The 17,078-nt window shown below is 59.0% G+C and carries 12 protein-coding genes; 7 read left to right on the top strand and 5 right to left on the bottom strand.

The genetic code is table 11. The features are described 5' to 3' along the window. Positions 1 to 16: 16 nt before the first annotated feature. Positions 17 to 1,411, bottom strand: coding sequence for a class II fumarate hydratase (locus tag PspS34_RS20640; RefSeq protein WP_154910854.1), 1,395 nt, complete (start codon positions 1,409 to 1,411; stop codon positions 17 to 19). Positions 1,412 to 1,602: 191 nt separating this feature from the next. Here PspS34_RS20640 and PspS34_RS20635 point away from each other — a divergent pair, with 191 nt between their 5' ends. The 5 genes from PspS34_RS20635 to PspS34_RS20615 all read left to right on the top strand — a co-directional run bounded on the left by PspS34_RS20635 (position 1,603) and on the right by PspS34_RS20615 (position 5,932). Continuing rightward, the gene (locus PspS34_RS20635) at positions 1,603 to 2,127 is read left to right on the top strand and encodes a DUF2059 domain-containing protein (protein WP_007997268.1); all 525 of its coding nucleotides are present in this window, start codon (positions 1,603 to 1,605) and stop codon (positions 2,125 to 2,127) included. Between the two features lie 12 nt (positions 2,128 to 2,139). After that, on the top strand, positions 2,140 to 2,439 hold the full coding sequence (locus tag PspS34_RS20630) for a BolA family protein (RefSeq protein ID WP_090457159.1): 300 nt from the start codon (positions 2,140 to 2,142) through the stop codon (positions 2,437 to 2,439). 102 nt (positions 2,440 to 2,541) lie between these two features. Beyond that, positions 2,542 to 3,483, top strand: coding sequence for a rhodanese-related sulfurtransferase (locus PspS34_RS20625; RefSeq protein ID WP_090457157.1), 942 nt, complete (start codon positions 2,542 to 2,544; stop codon positions 3,481 to 3,483). Between the two features lie 3 nt (positions 3,484 to 3,486). Further along, on the top strand, positions 3,487 to 4,122 hold the full coding sequence (locus PspS34_RS20620; RefSeq protein WP_159390329.1) for a DsbA family protein: 636 nt from the start codon (positions 3,487 to 3,489) through the stop codon (positions 4,120 to 4,122). Beyond that, the gene (locus tag PspS34_RS20615) at positions 4,115 to 5,932 is read left to right on the top strand and encodes an ABC transporter ATP-binding protein (RefSeq protein ID WP_154910853.1); all 1,818 of its coding nucleotides are present in this window, start codon (positions 4,115 to 4,117) and stop codon (positions 5,930 to 5,932) included. The genes PspS34_RS20620 and PspS34_RS20615 overlap by 8 nt, the downstream gene beginning before the upstream one ends. Before the next feature lie 2 nt (positions 5,933 to 5,934). Here the strand turns inward: PspS34_RS20615 and PspS34_RS20610 are convergent, their stop codons facing one another. Next, entirely contained in the window at positions 5,935 to 10,572 is a 4,638-nt protein-coding gene (locus tag PspS34_RS20610) for a hypothetical protein (protein WP_224790412.1), read from the bottom strand. 181 nt (positions 10,573 to 10,753) lie between these two features. Between PspS34_RS20610 and PspS34_RS20605 the strand changes: the two genes are divergently transcribed. Then, complete coding sequence (locus PspS34_RS20605; protein ID WP_159390328.1) at positions 10,754 to 13,213, top strand: EAL domain-containing protein; 2,460 nt, start codon at positions 10,754 to 10,756, stop codon at positions 13,211 to 13,213. 43 nt (positions 13,214 to 13,256) lie between these two features. After that, positions 13,257 to 14,051 (top strand): iron-containing redox enzyme family protein, encoded by a 795-nt coding sequence (locus PspS34_RS20600; RefSeq protein ID WP_150812239.1) that lies wholly within the window; start codon positions 13,257 to 13,259, stop codon positions 14,049 to 14,051. Positions 14,052 to 14,187: 136 nt separating this feature from the next. On the opposite strand, the gene PspS34_RS20595 is transcribed toward PspS34_RS20600, so the two are convergent. The 3 genes from PspS34_RS20595 to mupP all read right to left on the bottom strand — a co-directional run bounded on the left by PspS34_RS20595 (position 14,188) and on the right by mupP (position 17,074). Further along, a complete protein-coding gene (locus PspS34_RS20595; RefSeq protein WP_057713764.1) occupies positions 14,188 to 15,114 on the bottom strand; it encodes a GGDEF domain-containing protein in 927 nt (308 codons plus the stop codon). Positions 15,115 to 15,491: 377 nt separating this feature from the next. Beyond that, on the bottom strand, positions 15,492 to 16,232 hold the full coding sequence (locus PspS34_RS20590) for a YciK family oxidoreductase (protein WP_007999919.1): 741 nt from the start codon (positions 16,230 to 16,232) through the stop codon (positions 15,492 to 15,494). Positions 16,233 to 16,402: 170 nt separating this feature from the next. Continuing rightward, on the bottom strand, positions 16,403 to 17,074 hold the full coding sequence (gene mupP / locus PspS34_RS20585) for an N-acetylmuramic acid 6-phosphate phosphatase MupP (protein WP_057713765.1): 672 nt from the start codon (positions 17,072 to 17,074) through the stop codon (positions 16,403 to 16,405). Between the last annotated feature and the right edge of the window lie 4 nt (positions 17,075 to 17,078).

Genomic DNA, 17,078 nt, shown 5'->3' with positions numbered 1-17,078 from the left:
TCAGACGCTACAGAACTCAGCCCTTGGTGCCAGCCTCCAGCATGTTCTCCGGCCTCACCCACGCATCGAACTCTTCGTCTGTCAGATACCCGAGCTGCAACGCCGCCTCGCGCAAGGTCAGGCCTTCGCTGTAAGCCTTCTTGGCGATCTCCGCCGATTTGTCATAGCCGATGTGCGGGTTGAGTGCCGTCACCAGCATCAAGCCACGCTCCAGGTGTTCAGCCATTTTTTCCGCATCCGGCTCCAGCCCGGCCACGCAGTGCTGCTGGAAGTTGCTGCAGCCATCAGCCAGTAAGCGGATCGATTGCAGCAGGTTGTGGATGATCACCGGTTTGAACACGTTGAGCTGCAAGTGGCCCTGACTGGCGGCAAAGCCAATGGCGACATCGTTGCCCAATACCTGGCAGGCCAGCATCGACAGCGCTTCGCATTGGGTCGGGTTGACCTTGCCCGGCATGATCGAACTGCCCGGTTCATTGGCCGGCAGCCTGACTTCGGCGAAGCCGGCGCGCGGGCCGGAACCCAGCAGACGCAGATCGTTGGCGATTTTCATCAGCGTCACGGCGAGGGTTTTCAGCGCGCCGGACAGCGTGGTCAGCGGCTCATGACCGGCCAGCGCGGCAAACTTGTTCGGCGCGGTGATAAACGGCAAACCCGAGAGGGCGGCCAATTCTGCGGCGATGGCCTCACCGAAGCCGTGGGGTGAATTGAGCCCGGTGCCGACGGCCGTTCCGCCCTGGGCCAGCTCGCAGACCGAGGGCAGTGCGCTGCGGATCGCCCGCTCGGCGTAATCGAGTTGCGCGATGAAGGCCGAGATTTCCTGGCCGAAGCTGATCGGTGTCGCATCCATCATGTGGGTGCGGCCGGTCTTGACCAGTTTCATGTGGCGTGCGGCCAGTTCGGCCAGCCCGCCAGACAGTTCGCTGATCGCCGGCAGCAAGTGCTGTTGCACTGCCTGGACGGCCGCGATATGCATGGCGGTGGGGAAACAGTCGTTGGAGCTCTGGGAGCGATTGACGTGATCGTTGGGGTGCACCGGAGACTTGCCGCCACGGGGGTTGCCGGCCAGCTCGTTGGCGCGACCGGCGATCACTTCATTGACGTTCATGTTGCTCTGGGTACCGCTGCCGGTTTGCCAGACCACCAGCGGAAACTGGTCGTCGTGGTCGCCGGCGAGCACCTCGTCGGCCGCCTGCTCGATCAGACGGGCGATATCGGCGGGCACGTCGCCATTGCGATCATTGACCCGTGCCGCGGCTTTCTTGATCAGCGCCAGGGCATGCAACACGGCCAGCGGCATGCGTTCGTTGCCGATGGCGAAGTTGATCAGCGAGCGTTGCGTCTGAGCGCCCCAATAGGCTTCATCCGGGACTTCAACCTGGCCGAGGCTGTCGGTTTCGATACGGCTCATCTTGCTCACTCCTGTAGGTCCGATTGCGCAGTTTAGGCCGTGATCGACGGCCGTGGTTCCATCAGTCTGAAATTGACCATTCAACCCCTCTAAATCAAGTGCGACAAGGCTTGGGGTTGAGCGACACACTTTTTTAGGCGCAGAATGGACGCCCTTGGGGTCTTACCTCGCCAGCTAAAAAAGGAAACTCGATGACTCGTCTTCGTGCCATCTGTACCGCCGTTGCTTTGGTCTGCGCCAGCGGCCAGGTTCTTGCCGACACCGCCAGCCATAACGCCAGTGCCGAGGCTTTCCTGACCATGGCGCACGCTGACAAACTGGGCACCCCTGTGTACATGCAAGTACAGCAGATGTTTGCCCAGCGTTTCGAACAGACCAAAGCCCCTGAGTCGAAAAAGGCCGTGCTGGAAACCTACCAGGCCAAGGCCAACGCCGCTCTGGACCAGGCCATTGGCTGGAACAAGCTGAAACCGGACATGGTCAAGCTCTACACCACCAACTTCACCGAATCCGAGCTCAAGGACCTGGTTGCGTTCTACCAGTCGCCACTGGGCAAGAAAGTCCTGGAAAAAATGCCTCAGCTGACCCAGCAATCGGCCCAGATGACCCAGGCCAAGCTGGAAAGCGCGGTGCCTGTGGTCAACAAGCTGCTGGCTGACATGACCGCCGAGCTGACGCCGAAAGACGCAGCCGCGCCAGCCAAGAAAAAGCCTTAAGCGGAGTTCGGTATGACCATGCAACAACGCATCGAATCGACGCTGGGCCTGCTTCAGCCCGAGCATCTGCAAGTGCTGGATGAAAGCCACATGCACAGCCGTGGGCTGCAAACCCATTTCAAGGCTGTGGTCGTCAGTACGCAGTTTGAAGGCCTGAACCGGGTCAAGCGCCACCAGAAGGTCTACGGTACGCTCGGCGAGCTGATGGGAGAGTTCCATGCGTTGGCGCTGCATACCTACACGCCAGAAGAGTGGGCACAGATTGACGCAGCTCCGGCCTCGCCGACCTGTGCCGGTGGCAGCAAGCACTAAACTCCGGTTTTTTGTTAGAATGCCCAACGCGCCGCTAACCCGGCGCGTTTTTTTTCGCATCCGGTTCACCCCTTACGAGGGTAGCCACCTGGAGATTTACCCATGACACAACAGATTGTCGTGGCGGCACTGTATAAGTTCGTCACCCTGGAAGATTACGTCGCCCTGCGCGAGCCCCTGCTGCAAGCGATGGTCGACAACGGCATCAAAGGCACCCTGCTGATTGCCGAAGAAGGCATCAACGGCACCGTGTCCGGCAGCCGCGAAGGCATCGACGGGCTGATGGCCTGGCTCAAGAACGACCCGCGCATGGACGACATCGACCATAAAGAGTCGTACTGCGACGAGCAGCCGTTCTACCGCACCAAGGTCAAACTCAAGAAAGAAATCGTCACCCTCGGCGTGGAAGGCGTGGACCCGAACAAAAAGGTCGGCACCTACGTCGATCCGCAGGACTGGAATGCGCTGATCAGCGACCCGGAAGTACTGTTGATCGACACCCGTAACGACTACGAAGTCTCGATCGGTACCTTCGAAGGCGCCATCGACCCGAAAACCACCAGTTTTCGCGAATTTCCCGATTACATCAAAGCCAACTTCGACCCGGCCGTGCACAAGAAGGTCGCGATGTTCTGCACTGGCGGCATCCGCTGCGAGAAGGCCTCGAGCTACATGCTCAGCGAGGGCTACGGTGAGGTCTTTCACCTCAAGGGTGGCATCCTGAAGTACCTCGAAGAGGTGCCGCAGGAAGAAACCAAGTGGCAGGGCGATTGCTTCGTGTTCGACAACCGCGTAACCGTTCGTCACGACCTGAGCGAGGGCGACTACGATCAATGTCATGCCTGCCGCACACCGGTGAGTGTGGAAGACCGCGCGTCCGAGCATTACGTGGCCGGCATCAGTTGCCCGCATTGCTGGGATAAGCTGAGTGAGAAGACCCGTCGCAGCGCGATCGACCGGCAGAAGCAGATCGAACTGGCCAAGGCTCGTAACCAGCCTCACCCGATCGGCTTCAACTACAAGCAAGCATCTTCCGAGGCCTGAACCATGTCTGCGCGCCTGCTCTATGTGATGGACCCGATGTGTTCCTGGTGCTGGGGGTTTGCCCCCGTGGCCAAGTCACTGGTCGAGCAGGCGCAAGCCGCGGGTGTGGATGTGCACTTGATCGTGGGTGGTTTGCGCACCGGTAGCGGTGCGGCGCTGGAGCCGACCACCCGACGCTACATTCTTGAACACTGGCAGGCGGTCACCGAGGCCACCGGCCAGCCCTTCAAGTTTGAGGGCGCGTTACCCGATGGCTTTGTCTACGACACCGAGCCTGCCTGCCGGGCACTGGTGACGGCGCGCGGACTGGCGCCGGATTGTGCCTGGAAGCTGCTCGGGCTGATTCAGCATGCGTTTTATGTCGAAGGTCGGGACGTCACCCGCGCCAGCGTGCTGGTGGAACTGGCCGAGCAGGCCGGCGTGCCGCGCATCGAGTTCGCCGCCGCTTTCGACCGTGCTGACATGCACACTGCGACTGAAGCCGATTTCACCTGGGTCCAGGACCTGGGCATTGCCGGTTTCCCCACCCTGCTGGCCGAGCGTAACGGCCAACTGGCGTTGTTGACCAATGGCTATCAGTCGTTGAGCGAGTTGTCCCCGCTGCTCGGCCGCTGGCTGGAGCGTGCTGCCTGTGCATGACCTGCCTGATGATGTCGCACCCGCTAAACGTGTCGACCGTCTGAGCTGGGCGGAAATCCGCCGCCTGGCCCTGCATCACAAGAAATCCCTGTGGATCGCCAACGGCGTAGCCGTGCTGGCGACCTTGTGCAGCGTGCCGATTCCCTTGCTCCTGCCGTTGCTGGTGGACGAGGTGTTGCTGGGGCACGGTGATGCCGCGCTGAAGATCATGAACCACGCGCTGCCTGAAGGCTGGCAGAAGGCCGCGGGCTACATTGGCCTGATGCTGCTGGTGACCTTGACCCTGCGGTGTACGGCGTTGCTGTTCAACGTGGTGCAGGCGAAATTGTTCGCCGGGTTGGCCAAGGACATCGTCTACCGCATTCGCATACGGCTGATCGAACGGCTCAAGCGTATTTCGCTGGGTGAGTACGAAAGCCTGGGCAGCGGCACGGTGACCACGCATCTGGTCACCGACCTGGACACACTGGACAAATTCGTCGGTGAAACCCTCAGCCGTTTCCTCGTGGCCATGCTGACCCTGGTCGGCACGGCGGGCATTCTGATGTGGATGCACTGGAAACTGGCCTTGCTGATTCTGCTGTTCAACCCGCTGGTGATCTATGCCACGGTGCAGTTGGGCAAGCGGGTCAAGCACCTGAAGAAACTCGAGAACGACAGCACTTCGCGCTTTACCCAGGCGCTGACCGAAACGCTGGATGCCATCCAGGAAGTTCGCGCCGGCAACCGCCAGGGGTTCTTCCTCGGTCGCCTGGGGCATCGCGCCCGGGACGTGCGCGACTACGCGGTGAATTCGCAATGGAAAACCGATGCCTCGAACCGGGCCAGCGGTTTGCTGTTCCAGTTCGGCATCGATATTTTCCGGGCCGCGGCGATGCTCACCGTGCTGTTTTCCGACCTTTCAATCGGCCAGATGCTCGCGGTGTTCAGCTACCTGTGGTTCATGATCGGTCCGGTGGAACAACTGCTGAACCTGCAATACGCCTACTACGCTGCCGGCGGTGCGCTGTCGCGGATCAACGAGCTGTTGTCCCGTGCCGACGAACCCGAATACCCGGGTGGAGTCGACCCGTTCATCGGTCGCGAAACCGTCGGGATCGAGGTTCAGGGATTGAGCTTCGGCTACGGTGACGAACTGGTGCTGAGCCAGATGAATCTCTCCATCGCTCCCGGCGAAAAAGTCGCGATCGTCGGTGCCAGCGGCGGCGGCAAGAGCACATTGGTGCAACTCCTGCTGGGCCTGTACACGCCCTTGGCCGGCACCATTCGTTTCGGTGGTTCGACCCAGCAAGAGATCGGCCTGGAGACCGTGCGGGAAAATGTCGCCGTGGTCCTGCAACATCCGGCGCTGTTCAACGATACCATCCGGGCCAACCTGACCATGGGCCGCGAGCGCAGTGACGAGGTCTGCTGGCAGGCGCTGGAAATCGCCCAACTGCACAACACGGTCCGGGATTTGCCCAATGGCCTGGACAGCATCGTCGGGCGCTCCGGCGTGCGTTTGTCCGGCGGGCAGCGCCAACGCCTGGCCATTGCGCGGATGGTGCTGGCCGAACCCAAGGTGGTAATTCTGGACGAAGCCACCTCTGCGCTGGATGCCGCCACCGAATACAACCTGCACCAGGCCCTGGCGCGGTTTCTGAGCAATCGCACCACGTTGATCATTGCCCACCGCTTGTCGGCCGTGAAGCAGGCCGACCGTGTGCTGGTGTTCGACGGCGGGCAAATTGCCGAAGATGGCGACCACCAGCAGCTGATTGCCGATGGTGGTTTGTACGCCAAGCTTTATGGGCATTTGCAGCGGTTGTAGGTTTAACTCCACAGCACCTGGAGCGCGTTTTCCCCGCCGTCGTAACCAAAATTTTTCATCACGATCGAGCACGATTCGCATGGGGGCATCGTCGTGGCGATATTGACGGACTTGATCGCCTTGGGGTCGGGGTATTTCTCCCGAATCACGTGGATCAACTTGCTTTCGCTGTCCAGTGACGTCGGTTTTATCGACTGCGCTGGCTTGTAGGTGCCGATATCCTTGATGGTCGTCGGCACGGCCAGCAACTTGCCTTCAGCGGTCACATCGAGAGAGGTGTAGGGAAAGCTCTGATTCATGTCGATATTGAAGTAGGTCGATCCACCGACCGGAACTGAATCCGCTCCAAGATGCTGTTTGAACAGCGGCAACTGACCGGTTGCTTGCTGCGAACCGGAAACGCTGACGTAGATTTCCCTCTGCCCACTGCTGGTCATGACATCGGCGTAGGCAATGTTTCTCGGATTGAAGGGGCGTTGGTGCCTGGGGGTCAACTGGTGCAGCTTCTGCATGGTCTGGTTGATCCTCAGCGCGCTGTTGGCCTTGCTGGCGTCAATCGTCGGCTCCATGAACAGCGTATCGAAAATATTGGCGGTGCTTTGACGCAAGTCCTCCGGAGCGTCCTTGCTCCTACTCCATGTCGTGGCGCCTTCAGGCAGTCGAGTGACGATCATTCGGGTTGAATGATCGAACATCAGTGCTTCTCCGGGACTGGTGTCGACCTTCAGGAATTTCATGTTGCCCGGTGGGTTAGGGGCCGTTCCGATCGGAATGGCGATCTCGTCCATGGTTTTCATCGCGAGCTCAAGAGCTTCTTTGTTGTGGATGCGCGCAATGTTGTTGGCGCTCAATGACCCGGTGTACACCGTTAGCAGTTCCGCACCCAAGGTGCCTTCGGCCATGTCAGCTTTCAACAAGCGTTTCAATGTCAGCGGCTCGCTCAGACTTTGTCCCTTGGGTACTGTCGCAACGTAGAACTTGTCGGTATTGATTCGGCTGAAGACATAAGTACTCGATTCATCGATGGCCGGCACCAGAATGGCCCCGATCCGGTGCGGGTCCTCGGCGCCCTCGTAAACCCCCTTGACCTCGATACGGCCATAAATGCCTTTGCGGAACATCAGAGTGCCCGGCATCTCGCGGCGGGGCACCAGCCACTTCCTGGCAAAGCCGAGTTTGGTGATGTCACCTGTGTACAGCGTCGGGATGTTGTCGATGATCTGATAAAGATTGCCCTCATGGGTTACAAACTGACCGTCATGACCTGGCCGGCTAACCGCTTCGGACACCCTGTCGCCAAACCACGGTGCGTAACCTTTGGTTTCGTCGAACGAGCCGACCTCGGGTGTCGGGGCGGGTGTCCCTGTCACAAAACTGTTGAGGCATTCGCTGCCGTTGTTTGGCGCGCGGCGTGGCCGGCAGGGGACTAACGTCAATGCGCTGCTGTCATCGATCATCTCGACGCGGCGCAGTTCTTCGCCGTCCAGGCGGTAGGGGACGTCGTCGATGAAGACTGTCGTGCGCCCATCAATGTCGAACTGGTAGCGAACTTGCGCCTGTTCCGGGAGTTCAAAGAAAACCAGCTCGTCGGTTTTCTTCACGGTGTCGTAGCTTGAGCGGCCGAGTGAAAGTTCATGGTTCTGCGGAGTGAGTCGAGGTCCATAGGGGCGGGTGGACAGCGGGTCAACCAGGTAATGGTGGCCGTCGATCTTTCGTACCGGTACATCTTCGATGCCATTGACAATGCCCAGTTGGTCGGCATCCATCAGCGGTTTCCAGCGTCCCGGTTCGGTGGCCTGAGGCAGGCTGCTGACAAAGTCATAGCTATCGGCTTTACCGGCGAGCTTTTTTAGTTGGAACATCGCCCGTCTTTCCAGGAAGACGACTGCACGTCCGGCGCCTTTTACGCCCCTGCCAACGAGTCGCAGCAGATCCACTGAGCCGTCCAGGGGGTTGAGGTTCTTCAAGCTCGAAGTCAACAGTTTGCCGGACAGCCGCACCATTCGCGGCAATGTCGAGCGAATCCCCACTCCGCCAGCTCGTGCGGCCAGCCTGATGCTTCCTGCGGCGAACTTACCCAAGGGAACTGCAAATGACACGATATCGAGCACCAGGCCGATTGCGCCGAGAACGCGATCACCGAATTTGTCCGATTGAAGGTCTTCGATGCTGCCCCAGAATGGTACGAATCCCTTGAGGTTGTGAAGCCAGTGTTTTTCGTCGAGATGGCGTTCGTATTGTGTCACTCCCCAGGCCTCGCGACGCACCTCCTTTTCATCCAGATAAAGCAGGTGTGTAGCGATGAAGGACGCGATTTGCCGCGTGCGAGGGGATGTCAGCGTGAGGTTGGGGTAAGTGTCGTGATGTGCTGGCGGAATCCGAGTAGGGGGGAGGGCGTCGCCGAGTGGATCAAGAATCGCGAGACAGGTGGCTCCTGATTTCGGCGGCGTGCCGCTTGTATGGGCGTCCCGGTCGAATGGCAGGCGGTGTGCGCGTATGCCGACATAGAAGGCATAGTCCTCCTCGACAAGGCGGTTGACGTAATAATGATTGGCACGGACGCCACCGACGTGGGCTGTCGTCACATCGGTGCGCGGTCTTATGACTCCGGCACGGGGCAGGCACTCGTAGAAGCGCACGGCGTTCCCGTAGGTGGCTTGCAGCACAAAACCCATGCGTGCCCTGAGCGGCAGGGTGTGTGCTGCAGTTTCTTCTTCGGCCTTGCGCCCGGTTTCATCCCTGAGGCCGAGTACCCTGACGTCACCATGCTCCAGTGCTTTGCGATCGGCCCACGGCAGTCTGACCAGCAGGCTTTTGATCAGGACTTCGTAGGCTGCTTTTGATTTGGCGAGGTAGCTTTTGAATTGCTCGTCGAATAGAGCGTCAATATCAGGCAGGGGGTGGTTGGTTGAATAGAAAATCCTAAGGCGATCATCGGGATCTACCGTGCCCGATTCAAACATGCGGTCAGAGGATAGTCTGATCCAATTCCTCGCGGTCTTGCCGTCGTCACTGATGTACCACTTGCTATCAGCGCTCAAGCCGCCCGAGGCGTATACCTCCAGCAAGGGCCAGGTTTTCTGCGGCCCGTCGGGGCCATCCAGGAGGATGCGCTTAACGCGCTTGCCCGCCCGATACAGGTCGCCCATCACGCGGATGCTCAGAGGGTCCAGGCTAGTGCCGGTGGCCAATGCCAGTTTCAGCTGTTGTTCCGCCAGCATTAACCGTTTTTGGGGGGAGACATCGAGTTGGACAATGGCCTCGTTCAACTGCGCCTTGTGGTCCTCCAGCGCTTGCAAGGCTTTCAGTCTGCTTTCCTGAATATCGCCAGTTTGCGCGCTCGGTTCCACTGCACCGGTCGCTTGCGCCCAGGTCAACGCCGCTGGAACACGCGTCAGGGCGATCAACTGGAGCAAGGCGTCGCTGGCGTTCTGGCTTTTTTTCAACGGCAGATCGGTGATTTGCTGGAAGGTCAGTCGTTGCAGCAAGGTCGGGTCCAGGGCATGAGCGAGATGGGCGCCGTGAACGAAATTGACCCAGACGATAGACGTGGCATAGGGCAAGTCGTGAGGAATGTCGCGCACCTGGAATTCGACTGGAAACCCGGCTTGACAGAGCCTGCCCAACAACGCTGTTTCGGTCGGCGTTGTCGCATAAAGTGAGTCCTCCAGGTGTTGCCGGAAGTGCTTGAGAATATCGACGTAGCTTTTGCCGTGGTTGGCGCGATGCTGCAATTGGTAGCCGGCAATGTTGTGTGGCGCATCGGTAAGCGTTAGGTGGTACCAGAGTCGCAACGCTTCCAGCAGCAGTTTTGCGCTGATATCCGGCACTGTTTTTTCATCGGAACTACTGCCGTACCAATTGAGTGTTTCCAGCAGGCGTTGGGCCAGGTCGCGTGCTTTTGGAGTGTCGAGCAAGCGCCCAAGGCAGGCGGTGGGTTGGCTGGCCAGTTGCTGTGGTGTCATCGGTGGTGTGACTTCTTTGGCCAGGGTGTCGATGACGGAGCTGGCTTCATTTGTGACGATTTCGCTGACGACGTTGAGCACCAAGATGTGATCGTGCTGCTCTATCAGTTCACTGATCTGCAGTCCCTGTTCAAGGTTCAATCGGTGAATGGCGCGTTTTTCCTCCACCTCTTCAATCAGTCGGGTCAGGGCGTCTGAGTTTTGTTCAGCAGGCAATGCGAGACCGTAATATTTCAGGACCTGCGGCAGGGGCAACACCCTGTCGCTGCGTATGTATCCACCTATGCCCACAAGCGCTCGCTGAAAGGCGCGAATCTCGCCAGTGGACTTTGTTACATCCTTGATCGTTTGTGTATCGACGGTGCCATCATTGTGGCTCGTCAAAAATACACACTGATCGCCGATACCACTGACTTCCGTCAGGAGTCCTTTAAGTGGTCGAAGATGCACAGACAAGGCGTTGTCACTGGTATCTTCGAAGAACGCGCGCAAAAGCGTTTTCGTGCGCTCGTACTCAAGTGTCAGGGGCGAGTCTGCACAGGGGGACAGGTAGAATCCACGCAGCTCGGAGTTTCTCGTCTTTACGGCTTGTAACGCGGTCAGTATTGCCTCGTACTCGGCCTGTTGGCCGGCATGCCGTTGAGCCGGGGTGGGCGCAGCAGTTGCAGTTTGCATGGGAAAGCGACTCTTCAATGGATGAGAGTCGTCAGTCTCAAAGTTTTGTTCACTGCGGATGCGGTACATATGTAGTGCATGTTGTACCGTGTCTGGCTTGCCGGAAGCGGGATCGCCCCCTAGTCTTGCGGTAGCGAATTCGTCCGGAAGACGAGCAAGCAGTGCCAATACAAGGGACCTCATGAATCAAACGCGGACTCTCGGAACGCCACGGTTGTTGGGCATCGTCTGGCCCTTTATCGCCGTTGTGGTGTTTCAAGCCTTGTTGGGCGGCGTTAGCCTTTACGTGCTGTCGGCGGTTCGCGGCTATGTTGCCGGCGAAAGCCTGTGGTCCAAGGGGCAGAAAGACGCCATCTATTATCTCAATCTCTACGCCGACAGCGCCGACGAAGCGATTTTTTGTAAATACCAGCACGCTATTTCCGTGCCTCAGGGCGGGCATGAGTTGCGCGTGGCGCTGGATCATCAACCGCCGAATATCGAGGCGGCACGTGTGGCGATTCTCAAGGGTGGCAACCACCCGGAAGACGTTTCCAGCCTGATCTGGCTGTACCTCAACTTTCGTCACTTCAGTTACCTCGAAAAAGCCATCAACCTTTGGACCGTGGGGGATGCCTATCTGGTCCAGCTCGATGACGTTGCGCGGGACATGCATCAGCACATCACTGCCGGCCCGGCCTCCGGTACGGATGTACAGCGCTGGAAGGAGCAGATTTTCGCCATCAACGACGGCGTGACGCCGGCGGCAAAGGCGTTCAGCGATGCCTTGGGTGAAGGTTCGCGGGTTATTCTTCGTTTGCTGCTGCTGACTAACCTCGCCACTGCTCTTGGATTGATTGCGCTGGCGCTGATGCGCACCCATAAACTGCTCAAGCAGCGCCATGCGTTCGCCGATGCGCTGCAACTGGAAAAAGAACGGGCGCAGATCACCCTGCAATCAATTGGTGATGGGGTGATCACCACGGATGTTTCCGGTGCAATCGCCTACATGAATCCGGCGGCCGAGGCGATGACCCACTGGAAGGCCGAGCAGGCGACGGGATTGCCGCTGGCGGCGCTGTTCAACCTGTTGGACGAAAATGCCCAAACCGATGGTTTCACCCTGATCGAGCATATTCTGAGCGGCCAGCTCAGTGGCGGCAGTGAACACTCCAAGTTGATTCAACGCCTGGACGGCAGCACGGTGTCGGTCACGCTGGTGGGCGCGCCCATCCGCAATGCCGGAAAAGTCAGCGGGACGGTGCTGGTGCTGCATGACATGACCCAGGAGCGGCAGTACATCGCCAATCTGTCGTGGCAGGCGACCCACGATGCCTTGACCGGCCTTGCCAACCGTCGCGAGTTCGAATATCGCCTGGAACAGGCGCTGCACAACCTGACCCGCCATTCGGGTCGCCATGCCCTGATGTTCCTCGATCTGGACCAGTTCAAGCTGGTCAACGACACCTGCGGCCACGCGGCGGGGGACGAACTGCTGCGGCACATCTGCGCGCTGTTGCAATCGGGGCTGCGCGAAGGCGACACCCTGGCGCGCCTTGGCGGCGACGAGTTCGGCATCCTGCTGGAAAACTGCGCACCGGAAGCGGCGGAGAAAATTGCCGAAAGCCTGCGCCAGACGGTGCAGAATCTGCATTTTGTCTGGAAAGGCCGGCCTTTCGTGACCACTGTCAGTATCGGGCTGGTCCATGTCGCGCAGAACCCGACGACGCTCGAAGCCTCGCTACGTGCTGCCGACATGGCGTGCTACATGGCCAAGGAAAAGGGGCGGAACCGGGTCCAGGTCTATCATCCGGATGACTCGGAATTGTCCCTGCGCTTCGGCGAGATGGCCTGGGTGCAGCGTTTGCACATGGCGCTGGAGGAGGACCGCTTCTGCCTGTACGCCCAGGAAATTGCCCCCTTGGGTCATGTCGATCAGGACGGCGGGCACATTGAAATCCTGCTGCGATTACATGATGAAGCCGGGCGGATGATCTTGCCCGACAGTTTCATTCCGGCAGCTGAACGCTATGGCCTGATGAGCTCGCTTGATCGTTGGGTGGTGCAAAACGTGTTCAAGATCATCGCCCAATGCCGGGCCGAGCAAGGCCACGGACCGCTGGCCATGTGTGCGATCAATCTGTCAGGCACGACGATCGGGGATGAGGCGTTTCTGGACTTCTTGCGCGAACAGTTTGTGACGTATTCGATTCCGCCTGAAATGATTTGTTTTGAAATTACTGAAACCAGTGCCATTTCAAATCTTGGCAGCGCAATTCGATTCATTAATGAACTCAAAGGCTTAGGCTGCCATTTTTCGCTGGATGACTTTTGCGCCGGAATGTCCTCATTCGCGTACCTGAAACATTTGCCTGTAGACTTCCTGAAGATCGACGGGAGTTTCGTAAAGGATATGCTGGACGACCCGATTAACCGCGCCATGGTCGAAGTGATCAATCACATTGGCCATGTGATGGGTAAGCGCACGATTGCCGAGTTTGTCGAAACACCCCAGATCGAGCAGGCATTGCTGGAGATCGGGGTGGATTACGCTCAAGGGTATGTGATTGAACGCCCGCAGTTGTTTACCAGTGATAGTCTGTTAAGTCGTCCCGCCAGGCCTCAACCGCTGTTGTTCAAGGCGCCTGGCACGTTCCGTTGAGACTCCTGCCGGTCTTACAATCACAATCAAAAGGAGCTCGACAGTGATCGATACATTCAACCGAACCGGACCGCTCATGGAAGCTGCAAGTTACCCTGCCTGGGCCCAGCGCCTGATCCAGGATTGCAGCGAGAGCAAGCGCCGGGTTGTCGAACACGAACTGTACCAACGCATGCGAGACAACAAACTCAGTGCGAAGACCATGCGCCAGTACCTGATCGGTGGCTGGCCGGTGGTCGAACAGTTCGCGTTGTATATGGCACAAAACCTGACCAAGACCCGCTTTGCCCGTCATCCCGGCGAAGATATGGCCCGTCGCTGGCTGATGCGTAACATCCGCGTCGAGCTGAACCACGCCGATTACTGGGTGAACTGGAGTCGCGCGCACGGTGTCAGCCTGGAAGAGCTGCAGGCTCAGCAGGTTCCCCCTGAGCTTCACGCCCTGAGCCATTGGTGCTGGCACACCAGTTCAGCCGACTCGCTGATCGTTGCGATTGCCGCCACCAACTACGCCATCGAAGGGGCGACCGGGGAATGGTCGGCGGTAGTGTGTTCCAACGGTATCTACGCCGCCTCGTTCCCCGAGGAAGATCGCAAGCGGGCGATGAAGTGGCTGAAGATGCATGCCCAGTACGACGATGCCCATCCATGGGAAGCCCTGGAGATCATCTGCACATTGGCGGGTACCAACCCCGGCAAATCCCTGCAGGTGGAGTTGCGTCAGGCCGTTTGCAAGAGCTACGACTATATGTACCTGTTTCTCGAACGTTGCATGCAAATGGAGCACGCAGAGCGGGTACCGGTCGTGCGTGAGCGGATGGCATTGGCCGAGAGCTGATCCAGAAATCACGCAATAAAAACTGTGGGAGCGGGCTTGCTCGCGAAGGCGGAATATCAGTGACATCCATGCCACCTGATACACCGCATTCGCGAGCAAGCCCGCTCCCACATTGGTTTGTGTCGTGGCTGAAAAATCAGCCCGCCATCTCCAGCCGGTTACGACCTTCGCGCTTGGCCACATACAACGCGCTGTCTGCCCGTCGCAACAGACTTTCGGCAGACTCGCCGGGCAACAGGGTCGAACAGCCGAGGCTGACCGTCAGCAGGATCCTGTGACCATCGGCCAGGTACTCTTCAGACTGGGCTGCAAACCGCAGCCGCTCACCGACCATGGCCGCGGCCTCGCGACAGGTATTCGACAGCAGGATCAGGAACTCCTCGCCGCCATAGCGGAACACCATGTCCACGTTGCGCAGCTGGTTTTTGATCGTGGCGGCGACCGCCTTGAGCACGTCATCGCCTGTGCTGTGGCCATGGGTATCATTGACTAGCTTGAAATGATCGATGTCCAGCATCAGTACTGACAACGGTTGCAGATGGCGCCGGGACAGTTCGATTTCCCTTTGCAGCGTCTGGTCCATGGCGATGCGGTTACCGGCACCCGTCAGCGGGTCGCGCAGTGCACTTTGGGTGGCGGTACGGTACAGCAGCGCATTGCGCATCGGGAAAAGCAGTGCGGCTAGCAGTGATTCGAGATTGCCCTGATCCTGTTCGCTGAAACGCTGATTGCGACGGAAGATCAGCTCACCCAGGTGTTCGCCTTCGTGGCTGAGGCTGTAACTGATGGAGTGGTGGCCGCGTTGGCCGAACTCCAGGCGCAGGTCACTGCTCTTGTGCTGGTAGCACAAGGCGTCCAACGGTACCAACCGCTGAATCTCGCGATAGAACGTCCCAAGAATGCGTTGCGGCTCCAGACTGGTTTGCAACTGCAGGCTCAGTTGCTGGCGCAATTGCGCAAGACTGACAGGTCTTTCCAGGAGGGGCGGCTGCTGACCAAAGCCCAGGCGCTGCAATTTGGCGCTATCGAAGTCAATTGCGTTGGTCTGGGAAGGTGGTTTCATAAGGCATGCGCCCCTAAGCAGTAAGGCTGTCTTACAAGCAGGGTGAGAGCGGCTTAGGGCTGCGCGTCGTACTGGTCCGTCAGTCCCGTAGGACATTTCGTACAAGTTTAATCCGCTTTGTAGAAGATGAGTAATCTCTGCGCTCAAGCTTCACCCCCGTCTGCTTTCACTTTACGTGTCTGAGCAAACTTAGAGCGAAAGTCGTGCCATTCGGTTCATCCGAATAAAAGCTGTATTAAATCAATGGGTTGTTGGTTGTCTGCTGCCTGTGTGGCGCGGCGTGTGACGTTTGTTTGACAGGTGCCTGGCTCGAACCCGAGAGCCTTCAAGTGCCGCGACAGGAAGCTGGCGCGGCACTAAAAAGCGACGTACGGTCGTTACTGGGCGTTGAACGCCTGGCCATTGATACCGGTGCTGTCCGGGCCCATCAGGTAAAGGTAGACCGGCATGATCTCCTCGGGCGTCGGGTTGTTCAGCGGGTTTTCACCCGGGTAAGCCTGGGCGCGCATGCTGGTGCGGGTGGCGCCCGGGTTGATGCTGTTGGAGCGCACCGGGGCCACAGTATCGACTTCGTCAGCCAGGGTTTGCATCAAGCCTTCAGTGGCGAATTTGGAGACGCCGTAAGCGCCCCAATACGCACGCCCCTTGCGGCCGACGCTGCTGGAAGTGAACACCACCGAGGCATCCTGCGACAACTTGAGCAGCGGCAGCAGGGTGCTGGTGAGCATGAACATGGCATTGACGTTGACTTGCATGACCCGCATGAAGTTTTCGCCGGAAAGCTGCTCGATCGGCGTGCGCGGGCCGATGATCGAGGCATTGTGCAGGAGGCCGTCGAGATGCCCGAATTCGCTTTCGATCATCGCTGCCAGCTCATCGTATTGATGGGGCAGGGCGGTTTCGAGGTTGAAGGGGATGACTGCCGGTTGTGGATGGCCGGCGGCTTCGATTTCGTCGTAGACCTGGGTCAGGTTGGCTTCGGTCTTGCCCAGCAGCAGCACGGTTGCGCCGTGGGCTGCGTAGGTTTTTGCCGCTGCGGCACCGATGCCGCGTCCTGCGCCGGTGACCAGGATGACCCGATCCTTGAGCAGTTCGGGGCGGGCGGAATAATCAAACATAAAAAACCTCTACAAAATTCTTCAGGTCAAGCGCTATCCCTGTAGGAGCGAGCTTGCTCCGGGCGGCGTTCCGACGATGGGCGTAAACGATGACGCGACAAGTCTGGCACCCCGTGGCGCTCTCAGGTTCTTCGCGAGCAAGCTCGCTCCTACAGAGGTCAACGACAGTCTCAGCAGCTACAGAGGGCGCTATCCAAAACCTTGCGCAGCTCCAACGGATGATCGACCACCACGTCCGCTCCCCAGTGTCGCGGGTTGTCATCCGGGTGGATGTAGCCGAAGGTCACTGCAGCGGTCTTGGTGCCGGCATCACGGCCGGACTCGATGTCGCGCAGGTCATCGCCGACGAACAGCACGCTGGCCGGGTCCAGGTCGAGCATCTTGCAGGCGAGGATCAGCGGCTCGGGATCCGGTTTGCTGTTTTTCACATGATCCGGGCAGATCAGCAGCGCCGAACGCTCGGCCAGTCCCAGCTGTTGCATGATCGGCTCGGCGAAGCGCAGCGGCTTGTTGGTGACCACGCCCCAGATCAGGTTGGCCTTCTCGATGTCCGCCAGCAGTTCGCCCATGCCGTCGAACAGCTTGCTATGGACGGCACAACCAACGAGGTAGCGCTCCAGGAACTCCAGGCGCAACTCCTCGAATCCCGGCGATTCCGGGTCCATGGAGAAGGTCACTGCGACCATCGCCTTGGCGCCGCCGGAAATCTCGTCGCGAATGTGCTTGTCGTTCATCGGTGGCAAGCCACGGTCGGCACGCATCGCCTGGCAGATCGCAATGAAGTCCGGCGCGGTGTCGAGCAGGGTGCCGTCCATGTCGAAAAGAACTGCTCTGATTGGCATCGGC

This window comes from Pseudomonas sp. S34, from assembly GCF_009866745.1.
Classification (GTDB): Bacteria; Pseudomonadota; Gammaproteobacteria; order Pseudomonadales; family Pseudomonadaceae; genus Aquipseudomonas; species Aquipseudomonas jessenii.
Note: the sequence above shows the minus strand (reverse complement) of the source record. Positions and strands in the feature narration are given on the sequence as shown.

What these genes read in the sequence shown, in the direction of transcription:
- PspS34_RS20640 (WP_154910854.1), bottom strand. Translation starts at nt 1,411, where the DNA reads ATGAGCCGTATCGAAACCGACAGCCTCGGCCAGGTTGAAGTCCCGGAT.
- PspS34_RS20635 (WP_007997268.1), top strand. Translation starts at nt 1,603, where the DNA reads ATGACTCGTCTTCGTGCCATCTGTACCGCCGTTGCTTTGGTCTGCGCC.
- PspS34_RS20630 (WP_090457159.1), top strand. Translation starts at nt 2,140, where the DNA reads ATGACCATGCAACAACGCATCGAATCGACGCTGGGCCTGCTTCAGCCC.
- PspS34_RS20625 (WP_090457157.1), top strand. Translation starts at nt 2,542, where the DNA reads ATGACACAACAGATTGTCGTGGCGGCACTGTATAAGTTCGTCACCCTG.
- PspS34_RS20620 (WP_159390329.1), top strand. Translation starts at nt 3,487, where the DNA reads ATGTCTGCGCGCCTGCTCTATGTGATGGACCCGATGTGTTCCTGGTGC.
- PspS34_RS20610 (WP_224790412.1), bottom strand. Translation starts at nt 10,572, where the DNA reads ATGCAAACTGCAACTGCTGCGCCCACCCCGGCTCAACGGCATGCCGGC.
- PspS34_RS20605 (WP_159390328.1), top strand. Translation starts at nt 10,754, where the DNA reads ATGAATCAAACGCGGACTCTCGGAACGCCACGGTTGTTGGGCATCGTC.
- PspS34_RS20595 (WP_057713764.1), bottom strand. Translation starts at nt 15,114, where the DNA reads ATGAAACCACCTTCCCAGACCAACGCAATTGACTTCGATAGCGCCAAA.
- PspS34_RS20590 (WP_007999919.1), bottom strand. Translation starts at nt 16,232, where the DNA reads ATGTTTGATTATTCCGCCCGCCCCGAACTGCTCAAGGATCGGGTCATC.
- mupP (WP_057713765.1), bottom strand. Translation starts at nt 17,074, where the DNA reads ATGCCAATCAGAGCAGTTCTTTTCGACATGGACGGCACCCTGCTCGAC.